Origin of the sequence: Microbacterium sp. JZ37 (assembly GCF_035188445.1) — a bacterium.
GTDB lineage: Bacteria > Actinomycetota > Actinomycetes > Actinomycetales > Microbacteriaceae > Microbacterium > Microbacterium barkeri.
Map to the genome: position 1 here is coordinate 331,975 of NZ_CP045253.1, position 20,097 is coordinate 352,071.

19 protein-coding genes are annotated in these 20,097 nt (G+C 72.8%); 14 read left to right on the top strand and 5 right to left on the bottom strand.

What is annotated here, in order from left to right:
* Positions 1-146 precede the first annotated feature (146 nt).
* Entirely contained in the window at positions 147-1,706 is a 1,560-nt protein-coding gene (locus tag GC092_RS01530; RefSeq protein WP_324013683.1) for an MDR family MFS transporter, read from the top strand.
* Complete coding sequence (locus GC092_RS01535; protein WP_324013684.1) at positions 1,703-3,256, top strand: GMC oxidoreductase; 1,554 nt, start codon at positions 1,703-1,705, stop codon at positions 3,254-3,256. The genes GC092_RS01530 and GC092_RS01535 overlap by 4 nt, the downstream gene beginning before the upstream one ends.
* Positions 3,257-3,448: 192 nt before the next feature.
* On the opposite strand, the gene GC092_RS01540 is transcribed toward GC092_RS01535, so the two are convergent.
* On the bottom strand, positions 3,449-3,904 hold the full coding sequence (locus GC092_RS01540; protein ID WP_324013685.1) for a nuclear transport factor 2 family protein: 456 nt from the start codon (positions 3,902-3,904) through the stop codon (positions 3,449-3,451).
* An 88-nt stretch (positions 3,905-3,992) separates the two neighbouring features.
* Here GC092_RS01540 and GC092_RS01545 point away from each other — a divergent pair, with 88 nt between their 5' ends.
* From GC092_RS01545 to GC092_RS01555, 3 genes are read left to right on the top strand one after another with little or no spacing between them, the layout of a single operon-like run.
* A complete protein-coding gene (locus tag GC092_RS01545) occupies positions 3,993-4,391 on the top strand; it encodes a C-glycoside deglycosidase beta subunit domain-containing protein (RefSeq protein ID WP_324013686.1) in 399 nt (132 codons plus the stop codon).
* Complete coding sequence (locus GC092_RS01550) at positions 4,388-5,299, top strand: sugar phosphate isomerase/epimerase family protein (protein WP_324013687.1); 912 nt, start codon at positions 4,388-4,390, stop codon at positions 5,297-5,299. The genes GC092_RS01545 and GC092_RS01550 overlap by 4 nt, the downstream gene beginning before the upstream one ends.
* Before the next feature lie 34 nt (positions 5,300-5,333).
* On the top strand, positions 5,334-5,801 hold the full coding sequence (locus GC092_RS01555) for a hypothetical protein (protein ID WP_324013688.1): 468 nt from the start codon (positions 5,334-5,336) through the stop codon (positions 5,799-5,801).
* Positions 5,802-5,832: 31 nt separating this feature from the next.
* Here the strand turns inward: GC092_RS01555 and GC092_RS01560 are convergent, their stop codons facing one another.
* Both GC092_RS01560 and GC092_RS01565 read right to left on the bottom strand, forming a co-directional pair.
* A complete protein-coding gene (locus GC092_RS01560; RefSeq protein ID WP_324013689.1) occupies positions 5,833-8,445 on the bottom strand; it encodes a family 78 glycoside hydrolase catalytic domain in 2,613 nt (870 codons plus the stop codon).
* 52 nt (positions 8,446-8,497) lie between these two features.
* The gene (locus GC092_RS01565) at positions 8,498-9,088 is read right to left on the bottom strand and encodes a TetR/AcrR family transcriptional regulator (protein WP_282978821.1); all 591 of its coding nucleotides are present in this window, start codon (positions 9,086-9,088) and stop codon (positions 8,498-8,500) included.
* 137 nt (positions 9,089-9,225) lie between these two features.
* On the opposite strand from GC092_RS01565, the gene GC092_RS01570 reads away from it, so the two are divergent.
* Both GC092_RS01570 and GC092_RS01575 read left to right on the top strand, forming a co-directional pair.
* Positions 9,226-10,557: an MFS transporter gene (locus GC092_RS01570; protein WP_324013690.1), complete on the top strand. Its 1,332-nt coding sequence runs from the start codon at positions 9,226-9,228 to the stop codon at positions 10,555-10,557.
* 69 nt (positions 10,558-10,626) lie between these two features.
* On the top strand, positions 10,627-11,871 hold the full coding sequence (locus tag GC092_RS01575) for a glycoside hydrolase family 1 protein (protein WP_324013691.1): 1,245 nt from the start codon (positions 10,627-10,629) through the stop codon (positions 11,869-11,871).
* Positions 11,872-12,281: 410 nt separating this feature from the next.
* On the opposite strand, the gene GC092_RS01580 is transcribed toward GC092_RS01575, so the two are convergent.
* Both GC092_RS01580 and GC092_RS01585 read right to left on the bottom strand, forming a co-directional pair.
* Positions 12,282-13,475, bottom strand: a complete 1,194-nt coding sequence (locus GC092_RS01580) for a 4-hydroxybenzoate 3-monooxygenase (RefSeq protein WP_324013692.1) — start codon at positions 13,473-13,475, stop codon at positions 12,282-12,284.
* A gap of 102 nt (positions 13,476-13,577) precedes the next feature.
* Positions 13,578-14,333, bottom strand: a complete 756-nt coding sequence (locus GC092_RS01585; protein ID WP_324013693.1) for an IclR family transcriptional regulator — start codon at positions 14,331-14,333, stop codon at positions 13,578-13,580.
* Positions 14,334-14,537: 204 nt separating this feature from the next.
* On the opposite strand from GC092_RS01585, the gene GC092_RS01590 reads away from it, so the two are divergent.
* The 7 genes from GC092_RS01590 (at position 14,538) to GC092_RS01620 (ending at position 20,088) form a co-directional block, all read left to right on the top strand.
* Positions 14,538-15,308 (top strand): IclR family transcriptional regulator, encoded by a 771-nt coding sequence (locus GC092_RS01590; RefSeq protein WP_324013694.1) that lies wholly within the window; start codon positions 14,538-14,540, stop codon positions 15,306-15,308.
* 270 nt (positions 15,309-15,578) lie between these two features.
* On the top strand, positions 15,579-16,397 hold the full coding sequence (pcaH, locus tag GC092_RS01595) for a protocatechuate 3,4-dioxygenase subunit beta (RefSeq protein ID WP_271172973.1): 819 nt from the start codon (positions 15,579-15,581) through the stop codon (positions 16,395-16,397).
* Positions 16,397-16,966 (top strand): protocatechuate 3,4-dioxygenase subunit alpha, encoded by a 570-nt coding sequence (gene pcaG, locus GC092_RS01600; protein ID WP_282978808.1) that lies wholly within the window; start codon positions 16,397-16,399, stop codon positions 16,964-16,966. The genes pcaH and pcaG overlap by 1 nt, the downstream gene beginning before the upstream one ends.
* Positions 16,956-18,314, top strand: coding sequence for a lyase family protein (locus GC092_RS01605; RefSeq protein WP_282978807.1), 1,359 nt, complete (start codon positions 16,956-16,958; stop codon positions 18,312-18,314). The genes pcaG and GC092_RS01605 overlap by 11 nt, the downstream gene beginning before the upstream one ends.
* A complete protein-coding gene (locus GC092_RS01610) occupies positions 18,311-19,066 on the top strand; it encodes an alpha/beta fold hydrolase (protein ID WP_324013699.1) in 756 nt (251 codons plus the stop codon). The genes GC092_RS01605 and GC092_RS01610 overlap by 4 nt, the downstream gene beginning before the upstream one ends.
* Positions 19,063-19,464: a 4-carboxymuconolactone decarboxylase gene (gene pcaC / locus GC092_RS01615; protein WP_324013701.1), complete on the top strand. Its 402-nt coding sequence runs from the start codon at positions 19,063-19,065 to the stop codon at positions 19,462-19,464. The genes GC092_RS01610 and pcaC overlap by 4 nt, the downstream gene beginning before the upstream one ends.
* A 9-nt stretch (positions 19,465-19,473) precedes the next feature.
* Positions 19,474-20,088 (top strand): DUF4166 domain-containing protein, encoded by a 615-nt coding sequence (locus GC092_RS01620; RefSeq protein WP_324013703.1) that lies wholly within the window; start codon positions 19,474-19,476, stop codon positions 20,086-20,088.
* Positions 20,089-20,097 lie beyond the last annotated feature (9 nt).

A 20,097-nucleotide genomic window follows, 5' to 3' on the forward strand; every position in this document is an offset into this window, starting at 1 on the left:
CTTTCGACCTACTTATGCAGCTTTTCTACTGAAGCTGATATGCTGGCAGGGACATCGGGGCCCGCGAGGGCTCGTTCCCGTCGGCGCCGAGGCCGACGGGGCACACCAGGTCGAGTCGACAGCCCGGTCGTACGGGCCATCCGCTGATGAACCTCTCTCCGCTCCGCATCCGACTCCTCGTCGGCGCGCTCTTCGTCGTGTCGTTCCTGGGCGCGCTCGACCACACCATCGTCTCGACCTCGCTCGCGACGATCGCCGGCGAGCTCGACGCGCTCGCGCAGATGAGCTGGATCATCGTGGCCTACACGCTCGCGAGCACGGTGCTCATGCCGGTCATCGGCCGCCTCGGCGACATGATCGGCCCGCGCCTGGTCTTCCTCGTCTCGCTCGCGGTGTTCCTCGCGGCGTCGCTCGCGTGCGGCTTCGCCCCCGGCATGACGGCGCTCATCGTCGCACGCGTCGTCCAGGGCGTCGGATCGGCGGGTCTCCACCTCATGTCGCAGACGATCGTCGCGCACGTGACGACGCCCCGGCAGCGCGCGCGGTACATGAGCGTCATCGGCGCGGCCTTCCCGGTCGCGATCCTCGCCGGCCCCGTGCTCGGCGGGGTGATCGTCGACACGTGGGGATGGCCGTGGGTCTTCTGGATCAATCTGCCGCTCGGCGGAGCGGCGCTCGCGTTCGCGGCGTTCGCGCTGCCGCACGTCGAGAGCGGGGCGGAGCGGGGGCGCATCGACGTCGCCGGGGCCCTCGCGTTCGCGGTCGCCATGGTCTCGCTCGTGCTCGCGGTCACCTGGCTCGGCGACCCCGCCGCGCTCGGCGCCGGCCTCGCGTGCGCAGCGCTGTCGGCGACGGGCTTCGCGGTCTTCGTGCTCGTGGAGTTCCGCGCATCGCACCCGCTCGTTCCGCTGCGCCTGTTCGCCGACCGCCGGATGGCCGCGTCGACCGCTCTCTCCGCGGTCATCGGCGTCGGGCTCTTCTCGGTCACGGCGTACCTTCCGACGTTCTTCCAGATGGCGTACCGCACGAGCGCGACGGTCTCGGGTCTCGTGCCGATCGCCACGGTGTTCGGGATGCTCGTGTCGAGCCTGTTCAGCGGATGGCTCGTCGGGCGCACCGGGCGCTACCGGCGCTTCGCGATCGCCGGTCCGCTGCTGGCGTCGTTCGGCCTCGGAGCGATGGCGGTCCTCCCGCTCGGGCTGCCGCTGTGGGTGCCGATGGCGCTCATGGCGCTCGTCGGCATCGGCACGGGCCTCTTCATGAGCCTCGTGGTCGCGGTCGCGCAGAGCTCGGCGCCGCGCTCGGCGACCGGGGCCGCGACCGCTGCGGTCAACCTCGTCCGCCAGATCGGCTCCACGGTCGCGACCGCGATCGTCGGAGGCGTGATCGGCGCGGGCGTGGCCGCCGCCCTCGTCTCCGAGGTCGCCGCGCTCACGCCGCAGGAGGTGCACGCGGCGCCCGCGGCCGTGCAGGACGCCGTCGCCCGCGCGTACGGCGACGTCATGGGGCCCGTCTTCGGCGCTCTCGCGCTCGTCTACCTCCTCGGCTTCGTCATCGCGCTCCTCCTGCCTGCCGGGCGCCTCTCGGACGAGCACGCCCCTGCCCATCCGCCCGCCGCAGAGCCGACCCGCCTCGTCGGGCGCGGCCATCCGATCCCCCAGGCCGCCGCAGGCGGCCCCGCCTCATCCCGCGAGGAGACTCCATGAACGACCAGCCCGTCATCGCCGTCGTCGGCAGCGGACCCATCGGCTCGACCTTCGCGCGCGAGCTGCTCGAGCGCCATCCGCGCGCCCGTGTGGTCATGTTCGAGGCCGGTCCGCAGCTCACCGCCGTGCCGGGGGAGAGCGTGCGCAACATCCCGTCGCCCGACGAGAAGGCGCGGGCGCGCGAGCTCTCGCAGGGCCCGCAGGCGGGCGCCCTGCGCGAGTCGCTCGGCATCCCCGCCGGAACGGTCGTCGAGGGGATGTTCACGGCGCGCCAGGGCACGCATCTTCTCGACTTCGGCGGGGAGGGCGCCGCGCACGCCCCGACCTTCCCGGCGGCCGCCGCGTCGACGAACGTCGGCGGGATGGGCGCCCACTGGACGTGCGCGACGCCCCGCCCCTCCGGCTCGGAGCGCGTCGACTTCATCGACGACGCGGAGTGGGATGCGCTCATCCAGCGCGCGGAGGAGCTCCTGCACGTGCAGAGCGCGGCGTTCGCCGACTCGGCCGTCGGCGCGGCCATCCGCTCGCTGCTCGAGGAGGCAGCGGGATCCGACCCCGCGCCGAGCACGCTGCCGGTCGCGGGAGACCCGCAGCCCGACGGCACGGTCCGCTGGGCCGGCGCCGACGTCGTGCTCGGCCCGCTCGCCGACCCGGGCTCCCCGCTCGCGGCGCGCTTCGAGCTGCGCGACCTGTCGCTCGTGCGCCAGATCGTCGTCGACGGCGCGCGCGCGACCGGGGTCGTCGTCGAGGACCTCCGCACCCGCGAGACCGCGACGGTCGAGGCCGACCTCGTCGTGGTCGCTGCCGACGCGTTCCGCACCCCGCAGCTGCTGTGGGCGTCGGGCATCCGGCCGCGCGCACTCGGCCGCTACCTCACCGAGCACCCGGTCGTCATCTCGACCGTCGCGCTGTCCGGCGATCAGATGTCGCGGTTCGCCTCGGAGGCCGATCTCGAGGCGGAGCTCGCGCGCCGCGCGGCCAACCCCGTCGACCCCGTCGCCGCCGTCAACCGCATCCCGTTCGCCGAGCCGGGCCATCCGTACTCCCTGCAGGTGATGTACGCCGAGCAGCCGCCCTTCCCGCTCGATGAGAGCCATCCGCACGCCGGCAACCGGTGGGGCTACGTCAACATGGGCTACGGGATGCGCAAGCGCCCGCGCTTCGAGGACGGCGTCACGTTCTCGGACGACGAGCTCGACTACCGCGGGCTGCCGAACATGACCATCGAGTACGCGCTCGGCCCCGAGGAGGAGGCCGAGATCGCCGACGCGACCGAGCGCCTGCGCCGCATCGGCGAGGGGCTCGGCGTCTTCATCGCCGAGCCGCGGCTCATGCCCAACGGGTCGAGCCTGCACTACCAGGGCACCACCCGGCTCGGCGTCGCTGACGACGGCACCTCGGTCGCCGACCCGCACTCGCGGGTGTGGGGCTTCGAGAACCTCTACGTCGGCGGCAACGGCACGATCCCGACCGCGACGACGATGAATCCGACGCTCATGTCGGTTGCGCTCGCCGTGCGGGCTGCCCAGGACGCCGCGACGCGCCTGTAAGACCGCGCCGGCCGATGCGGGGGGCGTCGGCCGGCGTGCGTGTTCGCCTGCCGTTCGCCCCGGAACGCGGCAGACGGCCATCCGTTGGACGCGGAACGCGGCAGGAGTCCCAGGCTCCTGCCGCGTCCTGCGTCGATCCGCGCCCGGTTCGCCGCGAAACGCGGCGACGGCCGAGGCGCCCGAGCGGGCCCCTCAGACCATCGGCGTGCGCCCCTTCGCGCGAGCGGCGCGCTCGGCTTCGGCGAGGATGCCCGAGTCGAAGTACTCGCGCTGCAGGATGATCCTGCCGTCCTCGACGCGCAGGAGATGCACGAACGACTGCGGGTACGGCTCGCCCAGGAACGTCGCCTCCGGCACCATCCGGCTCGTCACGAAGAAGAGCGCAGGATCCTCGCACGCGAAGATCTCGAGGTCCTGGTGCACGCAGTTCGCGAACATCCCGGCGTTGTTGACCGTGTTCGCCACGATCTCGTCGCGCCCCTCCCATCGGGTCTTGGGCAGCTCGCGCGGTGCGAAGGGCAGCTCCTTGACGCCGTCGTGGTGCCAGAGCGCGATGCGCTCCTCGGGATTGTCGAGGTTCGATGAGAAGAAGGCCTCGACCACCGCGCGATTGCGCGCGCGGAGCTCGTCGGCATCGGATGGCGTCATTGCGGATCCTTTCAATGTTGGCTTCCTGCGATCTTATGACTATTCTCGACATAAGTGAGCCCCACGACGGGGCGCGAGAGGAGCGAGGATGCTCGAGAAATCCCTCATCCAGTCGAAGGGATTCCGCAACGTCGGCGGAGACCGCCCGACCGGATTCCAGCTGCGGGTGCGCAGCCCCTACTACCGCGGCGTCTGGGCGAACCTGCTCGAGGAGCCCACGCTCGTCGTCGACGGCGAGGAATTCGGCGCCTCCGAGATCACGTGGGGCCTCCCGAGCGGCGAGTACTCGTTCGCGCAGCTGCGGGAGTCGACGGATGTCCGCTGGCCGCTCGAGCACGCGGCGGTGCTGACGGTGGCGAAGGACGGCGGCCTCGCGCCGGGCGTCCACGACGTCTCGTTCACCCTGCGCATGCGCATGTCGTACATCCCCGAAGAGCTCCAGCCGCAGGCCTGGACCGCGACCCGGAAGGCGGTGATCGTCCGATGAGCGCCATCCCGTTCCAGCTGGGCGTCTCGGTCTACAGCTACACCGGCGACTTCGGCGTCGTCATGGACCTCGACGACTGCGCGCGCGACATCGCCGATCTCGGCGCGACCGGCATCGAGATCCTCGGCGAGGGCCATGTCGAGAGCTACCCCGAGCCATCCACGGCCTTCATCGACGCGTGGCACGCCCGCAATGCCGAGCTCGGGCTCACGCCGACGCTGTACGGGTCCTGGCTCGACACGCGCCGGTTCCCGGGGCGCGGCATGACCGTCGAGGAGGGCGCCGAGCAGCTCGCGCTCGACCTGCGTCTCGCCGCGACGCTCGGGTTCTCGTTCGTGCGCCCCAAGATCGGCGTCGTGACGAGCGACCTCCAGGTCGATCCGATCTGGGACCAGGCCGTCGAGCGCAACCTCGACCTCGCGCACGACCTCGGCATCACGATCTGCCCCGAGATCCACTGGCCGTCGGTCATCAAGTCGCCCGTTGTCGACGAGTACATCGCGTTCATCGAGCGCACCGGCACCGAGAACTTCGGACTGCTCATCGACACGGGCGTGTTCCAGAAGAGCATGTTCCGCCGCGAGGAGCCCGGCATCACGTCGCAGCTCGGCACGGGCGGCGTGCCCGCGTTCCCCGTCGTGCCCGTGGTGCCGGTCTCCGATCTGCGCGACGTCATGCCGTACACGGTGTACTTCCAGGCGAAGTTCCACGAGATCGACGACGACCTCGTCGACCACCACATCCCGTGGGCCGAGATCATCGACGTCGTCCTCGAATCGGGCTACACGGGCTGGCTGTCGAGCGAGTACGAGGGCCACAAGCACCCGTACCGCGCCTCGGATCAGCTGCGCCGCCAGCACGCGCTCATCCGCGCGCTCGCGGCGGAGCGCCAGGCCGCGGCGCGTTGAGCGTCGTCTGAGGTTCGGATGGTCTCCTCGAGTCATGCGCACCCGCATCGCACTCGAGGAGACCCGTCCGACTGAGGCCCGCGCCGCGCGCGCGACGGCACCCGCCCGCCCGAAGCGGATCGCACCGCCGCGGCGCGCCGCCCTGTGGCTCGGCATCTGGCTCGCGGCGGGTCTCGGCGCGGGCGCGGGCGCCCTCATCTACGCGAGCCTCACCGGCCAGGCGTGGATCATGCCGACGGCGATCGGCGTCGCGGCGATCTCGGTCGCCGGGCCCATCCTCGTCGCCGGCTGGCTCATCGGCCGCGCGCTCCGCCGAGGCGCGGGCGCGCTCGGGCTCCTCTTCGCCCTCGGCATGCTCGCCGCGGGCGTCGGCATGGCGGCGTCGCTCGCCGCCGTCTCCGCGATCGGCTGGTCGGCGATGGCCGCTTCCGCCCTGGCGCTCGCGCTCATCGTGCGGTTCTCCGCGCGGCGGGGCGCCCGCGCGAGGCGCTCCGCCAAGTAGGATGCTCCGCCCGCCGGACGCCGGGCCGCCGCTAGCCCGTGAACGACGCGGCCACCGCGGCCGCCTCACCGGCGGTGAACGCGCACGCGAACAGGTGCGTCCCCGAGCCGACGATCGTCGGCTCTGACCCGTCGGGCAGCACGATCTCGGCTTCGGTCGACGGCGGGACGACGACCTCGAGGGCGAAGGCGTCGTCCTCGAGAGTCCAGGACGCCTCCGCGCGACCGTAGGGCGTCTCGTGCGCGGTGCGCGCCCACGTGAGCTCGGGAGTCGGAAGCGGCGCGACCCGGATGCGGCGGTAGCCCGGCGCTGCCGGAGCGAGTCCGCCGACTCGCCGGTGGAGGAAGTCGGCCACAGCTCCGAACGCATAGTGGTTGAACGACGTCATCTCGCCCGGGTTGATCGAGCCGTCGGGGAGCATCGAGTTCCAGCGCTCCCAGACGGTGGTCGCCCCCATCGTCACGGCGTAGAGCCACGACGGGCACTCCGTCTGCAGGAGGAGCCGCCACGCCGTCGCGGCGTGACCGGTGTCGGCGAGCGCGTCGAGCACGTGCGGCGTGCCGAGGAAGCCCGAGCCGATCGCGAAACCGTCGGCGGCGACCTGGGCGGCCATGAGCTCTCCTGCGTGCTCCTCCTGCTCGGGGAGCAGGAGGCCGAAGCGGATGGCCAGGGCGTACGCGGTCTGCGACGGGAACGCCGCGCGCCCGGTCGGGGTGACGTACTCGTCGCGGTAGCGCGCCGCCGTGCGGGCGAAGAGGTCCGCGTAGCGCGCCTCGTCCTCGGGGCGATCGAGGATGGCGGCGGCGTCGCGGAGGATGCGCGCCGACAGCGCGAGGTACGCGGTCGCGACCGCCTGCCACGGCAGGCGCGCAGCCCACGGCTGGTCGTCGGGCGCCGCCGCGTCGAGCCAGTCGCCGAACGAGAACCCTCCACTGGAGAAGTCGAGGGCGTCGCCCGCCCGCGCGGCGAGCGCCTCGACCCATCCGGTCATCGAACCCCACTGGCGGCGCAGGATCTCGACGTCGCCGAAGCGCTCGTAGAGCGTCCACGGCACGACCGTCGCGGCGTCGCCCCAGCCGGCCTCGGCCCCGAGCGGCGGCATGTTCGGGTCGACGTCGGCCCACGGGATGTACACCGGCACGTTGCCGTCGTCGTGCTGGTCGGCGGCGAGGTCGGCGAGCCATCCCGTGAGCATCCCCGACGTGTCGTAGAGGTACGCGGCGGTCGGCGCGAAGGCCATCAGGTCGCCCGTCCAGCCGAGGCGCTCGTCGCGCTGCGGGCAGTCGGTCGGCACGTCGAGGAAGTTGCCTCGCATGCCCCACACGACGTTCTCGTGCAGGCGGTCGAGCAGCGGATCCGAGCACGAGAAGGTGCCGACGCGGCGCATGTCGGTGTGCAGCACGACGGCCTCGAACGCCGACGGATCGACGTCGCCCGGCCATCCGCCCACCTCTGCGTACCGGAAGCCGTGGAACGTGAAAGCGGCCTCCCACGTGAACGCTGCGCCATCGCCGAGGATCACATCGGTCGCACGGGCGCGCCTCAGCGGTCGGGTGCCGAGTTCGCCGTGCTCGAGCACCTCGGCGTGCCGCAGCACGATCTCGCCTGCGTCGGCCGGGACGCGCACGCGGAGGCGGCCGACGAGGTTCTGCCCGAAGTCGAGGATCGTCCGGCCGGTCGGCGAGGTGCGCACCTCGACGGGGCGGATGGTCTCGGTGCGGCGGATGGCGGGACCGTCGGGCGCGACGAGGGTCGCGGGGTCGAACGCGGCCGTCGACACGGCATCCCACGCGGCGTCGTCGAAGCCGGGCTCGTCCCATCCGGCGATGGCGCGCCGCGCATCGTAGGTCTCGCCCATGTACAGGTCGGCGCGCGTCACGGGCCCGAGGGTCGAACGCCAGGTCTCATCGCTCCCGACCACCGTGAGGGTGCCATCGGCGTGCTCGACCTCGAGCTGCACGAGCGCGGCCGTCCGGTCTCCGTAGAGGTCGCGGAGGCCGCCGAACCCGAGGTACCCGCGGTACCAGCCGTCCGCAAGGTGCACTCCGAGGGCGTTGCGTCCCTCGTGCACGAGCTCGGTGACATCCCACGTGCGATAGCGCAGCCGCCGCGCGTAGCTCGTCCATCCGGGGTGGAGCACGTCGTCGCCGACGGGGCGCCCGTTGATCCGCAGCGTCATGACGCCCCGGGCCGTGGCGCGGACGCGGGCGCGCACGATCCCGCCGCGGAGCTCGGCCTCGCCGCGCAGCAGCGCGGCCGGCTCGCCGCCGTCCCCCGTCTCGGGCAGCGCGGGAGCGACCATCCGCGCCTCCCACAGTGCGGAGTCGAGCAGCCCCGTCTCGAGGACGGTCGGCGCGCTCCAGTCCGACGCGTCGCCCTCGGCGCCCCACACGCGCACCCGCACCGAGCGGCGCGCCCGGCTGCCGAGCGCCTCGGCAGGCCAGGGCACGAGCACCTGATCGACCGACTCGACGCGTCCGGTCGTGAACGCGCCCGCGTCGGAGACGATCTCGATCTCGTAGGCGCGCTGCGCCCATCCGGGCTGGTCGGCGTCGACGATCCACGACAGGCGCGGACGCGTCTCGCCGATGCCGATCGGCTCGCGGTGGTGCTCGACGGTCACAGGGCGGGCGGCGATGCTCATGGGGCTCCTGACGGATGGCGGACGACGGCGTCCGCGGATGGTCGTGGTCGGGTCAGAGGGGATCGACGAGATAGCCGTCGATGACGTCGCGGATGTCGTCGGCCATGTCGACGTCGAAGCCGTTCAGCCAGAGGAGCTCGAGGCCCTCCGTCATCGCGATCGTGCGCAGCGCGGCGGTGCGCGGGTCGACGCCGTCGCGGAGCCCTCCGTCGTCGCGCACCTCGGCGAACGCGCGGGTGACGGCGTCGGCGATGCGCTCGAGGCGGGCGTGGAAGTACTCGTGCGCGGGATGGTCCGGGTCGACCGCCTCGGCCGAGAGGTTGCGGTAGAGCTGCACGACGCCGCGCTGGGCGGCCTGCGCGCGGGAGATCTCGACGAGGCCGAGGAGGAAGTCGCGGCCGCGCCGCGCCTCGAGGACGCCCTCGGCGCGCGCGTCGCGCTGCTCGAGAACGGCGCGCAGGAGGGCGATCTTGCCGCCCGCGAAGTGGTGGAGGACGCCCGTCTGGGTGATGCCCACGGCGCGCGCGATCTCGTTCACCGAGCTCGCGGTGTACCCGTTCTTCGCGAACACCGCGAACGCGGCGTCGAGGATCTGCGCGCGCCGTTCCGCGCTCTTCCGGTACTCGCCTCGGGGCCCTGCCATGTCAGCACCGTACCAGGATCCGCGCAAAAACATTGAACCCTTTAACTTTTCGTGTTAGCGTCTCCCGGATCCCGGCGACGGGACCCATCGACGAAGAGACGGCCGACCCGACGGCCCCCATCGGCAAGGAAGCCACCATGACCATCCCCAAAGACGTCCCCGCGGCCACGCCGTTCGGCGCGACCCCCGCGATCACGACCGACACCCTCCGCGAGCTCACCCCGACCGAGGCGTTCCGCCAGAGCGTGAAGCGCCCCCGCGGCTTCACGTTCTTCCTCGTCCTCGCGATGGTGGGCGCGGCCGCCGCTCAGATGTCGGCGGCGCTCCTCACCCTCACGCTCAAGGCGACGGAGATCGACGCCGCGACCGCGACGACGACGATCTCGATCTCGAGCGCCGTCGCGGGCATCCTCACGCTGTTCGCGCTGCCCATCGTCGGCACGCTGAGCGACCGCACGCGGTCGCGCTTCGGCCGGCGCCGCCCGTATCTCGTCGTGGGGGCGATCGCGTTCGTGCTCGGGGCCATCCTGCTCGTGACGGCACCGAACGTGCCCGTGTTCGTCGCGGCGCACCTCCTCATCACGACGGGGTTCGTCGCGGCCAACGTCACGGTCATGGCGCTCCTCACCGACCAGCTGCCCGCCGACCAGCGCGGCGTCGCCACGGCGCTCGTGAGCATGAGCACGCCGATCGGCGCGCTGTTCGGGATGGCCGTGGCGGTGCCGTTCGGGCAGCAGCTCCTCCCGCTCGTGGGCATCCCGACCGCTCTCGCCGTCATCGGGATGCTCGTGCTCGCGGTGGTCGTCCGCGACCCGAGGTGGGAGTTCCCGCAGCCGCCCTTCGACCTGCGAGCCGCGCTGCGCGTGTTCTGGGTGAACCCGCTCAAGCACTCCGCTTTCACGTGGGTCTTCACGAGCCGCATGCTCGTGTTCTCGGGCGTCGCCGCGCTGAACGGGTACCAGGCGATCTACCTGCTGCAGAAGCTGCACATGGAGCCTGCGGGACTCGGCACGGCCATCCTGCTCACCGTCGTCGTGAACCTCGGCATCACGATGCTCGTCGCTCCCCTCGTCGGCAAGCTCAGCGACCGCCTCGGCGTCCGCAAGCCCTTCATCCTCGTCGCCGCGGTCATCCTCGCCGTCGGCCTCGTGCTCGCCTCGCTCGCGCCCGACTTCGGCTTCTACCTCGTGGCGTGCACGGTCGTCGGCCTCGGCCAGGGCGTGTACTTCGCGGTCGAGCTCGTGCTCGCGACGCAGGTGCTCCCCGACCCCGACAACCCCGCGAAGGACCTCGGCATCCTCAAGATCGCCGACAACCTGCCCGTGACGATCGTCGCCGCGGCGGCGCCCGCCCTCCTCGCGATCGGCGCGGGGCCCGCCGGCCCGAACTTCGCCGCGCTCTTCATCGCCGGGGCGATCGCCGCGGTGATCGGCGGCCTCGTGATCCTCTTCGTGCGCGGAGCGCGCTGACCTCGGATGGCCGCCCCGCGCGGGGTGGCCATCCCTCCTCGATCGAATCCCGAAGAAAGCAGTGACGACATGACCTCCTTCCCCGACGGCTTCCTCTGGGGCGTCGCGACGGCCGGCCACCAGAACGAGGGCGGCAACGTCCACAGCGACATCTGGTTCCTCGAGAACGTGACGCCGACGCTGTTCCGGGAGCGCTCGGGTGAGGCCTGCCGCGCATACGACCTCTTCGAGAGCGACCTCGACCTCGTCGCGGGGCTCGGGCTCAGCGCCTTCCGCTTCTCGGTCGAATGGGCGCGCATCGAGCCCGAGCGCGGCGTCGTGTCGCAGAAGGAGCTCGACCACTACGAGCGGGTCGTGGACGCCGCGCTCGAGCGCGGCCTCGCCCCCCTCGTGACCCTCAACCACTTCGCGTCGCCGCACTGGTTCTCGGCCGCGGGGTCCTGGCTCGCCTCCGACGCCGCGGCTCTGTTCGCTGAGCAGGCCGACCGCGTCATGGCGCGCTTCGGGGACCGCCTTGAGGCGGTCGTGACGCTCAACGAGCCGAACCTCGAGCAGCTGCTGCAGGCGGGCGGCAAGCTGCCTCCGGTCGCCGAGCAGCTCAAGCGCGACATGCTCGCCGCGGCCGCGCGGGCGGCCGGCGCCGAGCGCTACTTCGCGTCGAACGTGCTGCCGGCCGAGGCGCAGGCCGACTTCCAGGAGGCGTTCACCGTCGCTCACCGCGCCGCGAAGGCCGCCGTCCAGGCGCGGCGGGCGGACCTCCCCGTCGGCGTCTCGATCGCGATCTCCGACGAGGTCGCGCTGCCCGGCGGCGAGGCGCGTCGCGACGCGCGCCGTGCGGCGGTCTACGACCACTGGCTCGAGGTCGCCCGCGACGACGACTTCATCGGCGTGCAGAACTACGAGCGGACCTATCACGCCCCCTCGGGCGAGGTCGTCCCCGACGGGCCGCGCAACGGGATGGGCACGGTCATCGAGCCGGCGTCGCTCGCGGGCGCCGTCCGCTACGCGCACGAGGTGTCGGGAGTGCCCGTGTTCGTGACCGAGCACGGCATCCAGACCGACGACGACACGCAGCGCGCGGCGTTCATCCCGGCGGCGCTCGAGGCCCTCGGCGAGGAGATCGCGGCGGGCACGCCCGTGCTCGGCTACTGCCACTGGACGCTCATGGACAACTTCGAGTGGATCTTCGGCTACGGCCCCAAGCTCGGCCTCGTGTCGGTCGACCGCGACACGTTCGCGCGGACGCCCAAGCCGAGTGCCGCGGTGTACGCGGATGCGGTGCGCGCGGCGCGGGCGGTGCCGGCGGCCGGCTGAGCTGCTTCCGACCTGGGGCGATGGATTGTCCCGCCCCGGGAGTAGGACAATCCGCCGAGAGCAGGACGATCTTCGCCCGATCGTCCTGCTCTCGGTCTTTTCTCCTGCGCGCGGTCTTTCGGTCTTTCTCCGGCGGCGGGCGCGGGCGGGTTGGTAGGGGCCTGGGCGTTCGTGTCTCAGTTGTGGCGGGTTAGCGGGCTGGATTCCCGCAGCGGGTGAGACACGCACGCCCGCGCCGCCGCACATGTGCGTTGGGTGGGGTGTTGATGTCTCGGTTTTGGCGGGTTAGCGGGCTGGATTCCCGCAGCGGGTGAGACACGCACGCCCGCGCCGCCGCACGCACCGGCGGCCGCACGCACGCGCCGCCGCACGCCGCACGCACCGGCGGTCGCGCGTCCCTCCCGGGGTGCCTACCGGCCGAGCACGGCCTCGATGCCGGGCATCGGCCATCCGGTGTACGCCTCGGCGAGGTAGGTGCGCCCGGCCTCCGACTCGACGACCGTGCGGAGCTCCCCGAGCTGGCGCCGGCGGTCGAAGTCGCTCGCCTCCGGCTGCAGGTGCAGCATGCTCGTCATCCACCAGGAGAAGTGCTGCGCCTTCCAGATCCGCTCGAGCGCGGTCTCGGGATAGGCGTCGACGAGTGCGTCGTCGCCGTCGGCCAGCGCGCTGCGCAGCGCCTCGCTGAGGAGCACGACGTCGGCGACGGCGAGGTTCATCCCCTTTGCGCCCGTCGGCGGGACCGTGTGCGCGGCGTCGCCGACGAGCACGACGCGGCCTCGGCGCAGCTCGTGGGCCACGAAGCTGCGGAACCGCAGGATGTCGCGCTGGAAGATGCGACCCTCCTTGAGCGTCGTGCCGGGAACGCGCGCCTGCAGCGTCTCCCACAGCTCGGCCTCGCTGAGCGCATCCGGGTCGGCCTCTGGGTCGCACTGGAAGTACATCCGCTGCACGTCGGGGCTGCGCTGGCTGATGAGCGCGAAGCCCTCGACCGAGTTGGAGTAGATGAGCTCCTCGGCGCTCGGCGGCGCCTCGCAGAGGATGCCGAACCACGCGAACGGGTACTCGCGGAAGTACCCCGCTCGCTGCCCGCTGACCGATGACCGCGCGACCGAGCGCGAGCCATCCGCGCCAATGATCCAATCGGCCTCGATCTCGACCGGCGCGCCGGACGCGTCGCGCGCGATGAGGCGGGGCCGATCCGACTCGGCGTCCTCGACGCGCTCTGCCGTGACCTCGAAGCGGAGGTCCTGGCCGGCGGCGAGTCGCGCCGCGATGAGGTCCTTGAGCGCCTCGTGCTGGGGGTAGAGCCACACGGCCCTGCCCGCGGTCGCAGCGAAGTCGATGCGATGGTGCTCGCCGGCGAACGCGAGCTCGATGCCCTCGTGGCGCCGCCCGACGGTGTGCACGCGGTCGGATGCCCCGGTCTCGCTGAGGATCTCGACCGTGCCCTGCTCGAGGATGCCGGCGCGGATGGTCGTCTCGATCTGCTCGCGCGAGCGCTGGTCGATGACGATCGACTCGATCCCCTGACGGCCCAGCAGGTGCGAGAGGAGGAGGCCCGCCGGGCCGGCTCCGATGATGGCGACGCGCGTGCGCTCGGTCATGTCCGTCTCCTTCGACGTGGTCGGGATGGCACGAGTCTCCCGGGCGGGACGGCCCGCCTGCGCGATTGTTCCCGTTCAACGGGAATCGCGTCCCGCGCGGCGTCAGCGCCGGGACGCGCCGAGCGAGGCGGAGATCCCCGCCGCCGCCGCACGGAGCTCCTCGACCGCGCCGGCGGTCGGCGCGTCGCGCGGCAGGACGACCGACAGGGCCGCGATCACCGGGCCCCGGCCATCCCGCACCGGAACGGCGACGCCCGTCGACACCGACTCGATCGAGCCCTCCGCGACGACGAATCCGTCGCGCCGGATGGCGCCGAGGCGGCGCCGCAGCTCGACCGGGTCGACGACGGTCTCCGGTGAGACCGCGGCGAGCGGCTCGGCGAGCACCCGCTCGCGCTCCTCCTCTGGTGCGAACGCGAGGAGGATGAGACCCGACGACGACGCGTGCAGGGGCAGCCGCCCGGCGACGCGCGTGATGTTGGCGCCCGACGTCGGCGACGACAGGCGCTCGAGGAAGAGCGCCTCGCCCCGCTCGAGCACCGCGAGCTGGGTGTGCTCGCGGATCCGGCTCTGCACGCGCTCCATGAACGGCAGGGCGACCTGTCGCAGCCGCAGGGCGAGGGAACCGCGCTCGGCGAGCTCCCACAGGCGCAGGCCGAGGCGGATGCGGCGCTCGCCATCCCGCTCCAGCAGCCCCGACGCGACGAGGTCGGCGACCATCCGATGCGCCGTCGACGACGGCAGGCCGGCGCGTCGGCCGATCTCGGCCGTCGTCTGCACCGTGCGGTCGGTCGTGAACGTCTCGAGCACGCGCACGATCCGCTCGGTGACCGAGTCGCCCGACGGGGAGTTCGCCATGGGGCCATTGTCGCCCGCCGCCCTGGCATGTCTCGCTTCGTGCGTGACCGGAATCGGATGGCCGGGGCGCGTGTGAGCGTGTCGTGCGCAGGGGGCGACTCCTGTCGCACGGATCCGATTCGGGGACGCGGGAGGCCATCCGGCCAGGTCTCCATGTCTCGCGTCGTGCGGGTTCGGATGGCCCAGAGGCGCGACAATCGAGACATGGGAGTGGAGGGGGAGGGCGAAGGGGTCCTCACGCGGGCGATGCGGATCCTCGCGTGCTTCACGGCCGACGAGCCCGATCTCAGCGCGACGCGGCTGTCGGAGCAGACGGGGCTGTCGTCGTCGACGCTCCACCGCATCCTCGCCCAGCTCGTCGATCACGGCCTGCTCGCCCGCGCTCCGGGGCGGCGCTACATCGTCGGACCGCGGCTGTGGGAGCTGGGCGAGCTCTCGCCGCTGTCCCTCCGGCTGCGCGAGACCGCGCTGCCGCACATGCAGCGGCTCTACGAGGCGACCGGCGAGAACGTCCACCTCGCGGTGCTCGACGCGCCGACGCCCGAACGCGCATCCGCGCTCTACGTCGGACGCGTCACGGGCCACGGATCCATCCCGACCCTGTCGCGCATGGGCGGTCGCCACCCGCTCCACACCGTCGGCGTCGGCAAGGCCATGCTCGCGCAGCAGGGCGAGGAGTGGCTGCGGCAGTTCTTCCGGGCGCCGCTCGAGCGCGAGACCGTGCACTCCCTCACGTCCGAGGAGGCCGTGCGCGCCGACCTCGCCGCCACCAAGGCCCGTGGCTACGCGGTCGCGCGCGAGGAGATGACCCTCGGCAACATCTCGATCGCCGCGATGCTCGGGCATGTGCGCGGGCTCCCGCCCACGGCGATCGGCGTCGTCGCGCATATCGACACGGCGGATGAGCGGCGCCTCGCGGCTCTCGTGCGGCAGACGGCCGCCGCTCTGACGCGCGAGCTCCGCGACGCGAGCTGACGAGCTCGCTCCGGCCATCCGTCCGGGACACAACGCAGGAGTTCCCGCGCCTTCGCGGCTGCCCTCCCCCGGAATCACGCGGCTCGCCATCCGCGTCGCGCCCGGAACTCCTGCGCTGTGTCCCGCGAACGCCGCCCCTCGCCGCGCTCCGCCGCCCGAACGCCGCCCTCGCCGCCCCTCCCGGCCGCTCCTCCCACTCACCGGGAGAATCCCGCCCGCCGGTGCGGCGGTCGCGCCACACTGGACCGGCAGCTCGTCGAAGGAGACACCATGACGCCAGAGCAGACCGCGGCGGCCCCCGAGTCGCTGCTCGCCTCGCCCGATCAGGTGAGCCAGGCCGAGATCACCGAGGAGATCCGGCAGATCCACGCCGACGCCGCCGCGCGCGTGGCCGCGGGGGAGAACGTGCCCAGCACGCTCTACGACTTCCCCCCGTACCGGTCGAGCATCCTGCGTCACCCGACGAAGAACCCGAAGCTCGTCGACCCCGAGACGATCGAGCTGTGGTCGCCCGCCTACGGCGAGCGGGATGTCGCGGCGATCGAGTCCGACCTGACGCTGCAGCACGCGGGCGAGCCGCAGGGCGAGCGGATGACCGTGAGCGGCCGTCTGCTCGACGGCTGGGGGCGTCCGATCGCGAACCAGCTCATCGAGCTGTGGCAGGCCAACGCCGCTGGCCGCTACATCCACCAGCGCGACCAGCACCCCGCTCCGCTCGACCCGAACTTCACGGGCGCCGGCCGCACGATCACCAACGCCAACGGCGAGTACTCCTTCACGACGATCAAGCCGGGCCCGTACCCGTGGAAGAACCACGTCAACGCGTGGCGCCCTGCGCACATCCACTTCTCCGTCTTCGGCCGCGGCTTCACGCAGCGCCTCGTGACGCAGATGTACTTCCCGAGCGACCCGCTGTTCGCGCTCGACCCGATCTACAACACGATCCGCGACCAGAAGGACCGCGAGCGGCTCATCGCGACCTACGACCACGACCTCACGGTGCCCGAGTTCTCGATGGGCTACCGCTGGGACATCGTCGTCGACGGCCCCGACGCGACGTGGTTCGAGCCCGAGGGAGACGAGCACTGATGACCCGCAGCGACCTCGGCGAGAAGACGCTCGCCCCCACCGCCGGCCAGACCGTCGGACCGTTCTTCAAGTTCGGTCTCGAGTTCGACGGGATGGCGCAGGTCGCCTTCCCGCACAGCCCCGGCGCGATCGTGCTCGGCGGCACCGTGCGCGACGGCAACGGGCACCCCATCCCCGACGCCGTCGTCGAGATCTTCGGCGCCGACACGGATGGCACGGTGCCGCGTGCGCGCGGAACGCTCCGCCGCGACGGGCATTCGTTCACGGGCTACGGCCGCTCGTTCACGGATGACGAGGGCCACTACGAGTTCTGGACACGCAACCCCGGCCCGATCGAGGGCAAGGCGCCGTTCTTCGCGGTGGTGCTGTGGGCGCGCGGTCTTCCCAACAAGCTGCACACGCGCATCTACCTGCCGGAGGAGCCCGAGCGCCTCGCGCAGGACCCGCTCCTCGCCTCCCTCGACGAGGGCGAGCGCGCTACGCTCATCGCGACACGCACGTCCGATGGCTACCTGCACCATGACATCCGGCTGCAGGGGGATGAGGAGACCGTCTTCCTTGCATACTGACCCCGACCGCTTCGACGCCGGACTCCTCTCGCCGGTGACCGCCGGGCGCGAGGATCGGGTGTCGGACGCCGCGGTGCTGTCGGCTCTCGTGCTCGCCGAGCGCGCGCTCATCGAGGCCTACATCGCGGTCGGGGCGGTGAAGGACGTCGACGCCGTGCGCGCCGAGGCCGACGCTCTCGGCGTGGCCGACGTGCACGCGCTCGCGCTGGCCGCGGTCGCCGGCGGGAACCCGGTGATCCCGCTCGCGAACGAGCTGCGGATCTTCGCGGGGCCGCACGTCAAGCCGTGGATCCACCGGGGCGCGACGAGCCAGGACATCCTCGACACGGCGCTCATGCTCGTCGCGAAGGATGCCGCGGCGCACGTGCTCGCCTCGCTCGACGCGGTCGTCGGGTCGCTCGAGCACTTCGCGCAGGAGTACCGCGACGTGCCGGCCGCCGCGCGCACGCTCACCCAGCACGCGGTGCCCACGACGGTCGGCCTCCGCGCCGCGAACTGGCTGCGGGCCGTCCGCCGGGCGCGAGCGCGGCTCGCCGCGCTGGAGTTCCCCGCGCAGCTCGGCGGAGCAGGCGGCACGCTCGCCTCGTTCGTCGAGGTCGCGGGGCGCGCCCGCGCGAGCGAGCTGCCGGCCGCCTTCGCGACGGCGCTCGGCCTCGCGGCTCCCGACGGCGTCTGGCACGTCACCCGCTGGCCCGTGACCGAGGCCGGAGACGCGTTCGCGCAGGCGCTCGACGCGCTCGGCCTCATCGCCGCCGACGTGGCGACGCTGTCGCGCACCGAGATCGGCGAGCTCGCCGAGGGCACGGGCGGCGGCTCGTCCGCCATGCCGCAGAAGCAGAATCCCGCGCGGTCGGTGCTCATCCGCTCCGCCGCCATCCGCGCCCCGCACCTCGCTGCGACGCTGCACTCGGCGGCCGGCCTCGCCGTCGACGAGCGCCCCGACGGCGCATGGCATGCCGAGTGGCCGACGCTGCGCGAGCTCCTGCGGCTCGCCCTCGGCGCCTCGGCGCACGCGGTCGACCTCGTCTCGGGGCTCCGCGTCAACCGCGACGCGGTGGAGCGGAACCTCGCCGCGACCGGAGGGCTCATCGTCGCCGAGCGCCTGTCCGTCGCGCTGGGCCCCGTGCTCGGGCGCGATCGCGTGAAGGACATCGTCTCGGCCGCGGGAGCGGGCGGCGACCTGCGTGCGCTCGTCGCGACGGCCCTCGCCGAGGCCGGCGTCGACGGCGTCGACGTCGACGACCTCCTCGACCCCGCGCGGTACACGGGGCTCGCGGGGGCCTCCGTCGACCGCGCGACCGAGGATGCCGCCGACCACTCGCCCCTGACCGAGGAGGAGAGCGCATGATCGCCCTCACCGCCCCCGTCGGCCCCGCCGACGCCCCGCTCGTCGTGCTCGGGCCCTCGCTCGGCACCTCGACCATCCTCTGGGAGAGCGTCGCCCCGCTCCTCGCCGCGCGCTTCCGTGTCGCCCTGTGGGACCTCCCGGGGCACGGCGCCGCGAAGCCGGTCGCGGAGCCCTTCACGGTCGGCGACCTCGCCGACGCGGTGGCCGAGGCGGTCGGCGAGCCCTTCCTCTATGCGGGCGTCTCGCTGGGCGGCGCGACGGGGCTCGAGCTCCTGCTGCGGCACCCGGGCCTCGTGTCCCGCGCCGCGATCGTGTGCGCGTCGCCGCGCTTCGGCCAGCCGCAGGCGTGGCATGACCGTGCAGCGCAGGTGCGCGCGCAGGGCACGCCCGTGCTCGTGAGCGGCTCGGCCGAGCGGTGGTTCGCGCCGGGCTCGATCGCCCGCGTGCCGGTGCTCAGCGGGCGGCTGCTCCACGCGCTGAGCGACGCCGACGACGAGAGCTACGCGCTGTGCTGCGAGGCCCTCGCGCAGTACGACGTCGCCGATCGCCTCAGCGAGATCGCGGTGCCCGTGCTCGCGGTCGCGGGCGCGCACGATCCCGTGTCGCCGCCCGCCCACGCCGAGGCGATCGCGCAGGGGGTGCAGGACGGCCGCTCCGTCGTGATCCCCGACGCGAGCCACCTCGCGCCCGCCGAGCAGCCGGCGGCGGTCGCCGAGCAGCTCATCCGCCACTTCGAGGGGATCGCACGATGACCCGACCCGACGGCAAGGGGCTCACCGACGAGGAGCGCTACGACCAGGGGATGGCCGTGCGCCGCGCGGTGCTCTCCGACGCGCACGTCGATCGCGCGACGGCGAATCAGACGCCGTTGAGCGCGGACTTCCAGGACCTCATCACCCGCTACGCGTGGGGGGACATCTGGTCGCGCCCCGGCCTCGATCGCCGGTCGCGCTCGGTCGCCGTGCTCAGCTCGCTCATCGCGCACGGGCATCACGAGGAACTCGCGATGCACCTGCGCGCTGCCCTCCGCAACGGCCTCACGGTCGACGAGATCCGCGAGGTCATCCTGCAGTCCGCGATCTACTCGGGCGTGCCCGCCGCGAACACGGCGTTCCGGATCGCGAACGAGGTCCTCTCCGACGACGCGTAGGCTCGCGGCGTGACCGGATCGCCGTACGCGCGGGCGCTCGGGGCGCGGATCGACGAGCTCCATCCGACCCTGCGGCGGTACTTCTCGACGATCCCCGAGGGGAGCGTCGGCGTCGGGGAGGGCGTGTTCGACACGGTGGGCACGCCGCGCCGCTGGCTGCATCCCCTGCTGCGCGTGCTCGAGGCGCGCGGCGTCGTGTGGGCCGGCTGGGCGCGCGACGTGCCGTTCCGGATCGTCAACCGGACGGCGGATGGCCGCGCGCTCGCCCGCAGGGAGCTGCGGCTCCCGGGCGGCGACTGGACGATGGTCGATGCTGTCGCGCTCGCCGAGACAGGGCGCGTCGTCGATCGGCTCGGGGAGCCCCCGACGCTCGCGGCGGTGTTCGACGTGCGGGTGGACGACGGGGCGCTCGTGCTCGTGAGCCGGTCGGTCGGACTGCGCTGGGGGCGCCTGCGGGTGCGCCTCCCGCGTCGCGTGGCGCCCGTCGTGCGCCTCCGCGAGAGCTGGGACGACGCGGTCGGCCGCCAGCGCGTGGAGCTGACGGTCGACGCGCCCGTCGTGGGCCGCGTGTACGCGTACCGGGGGACGTTCCGGTACCGGATCGAACCCGACGCCGGCGGGTAGTCTGGCGAC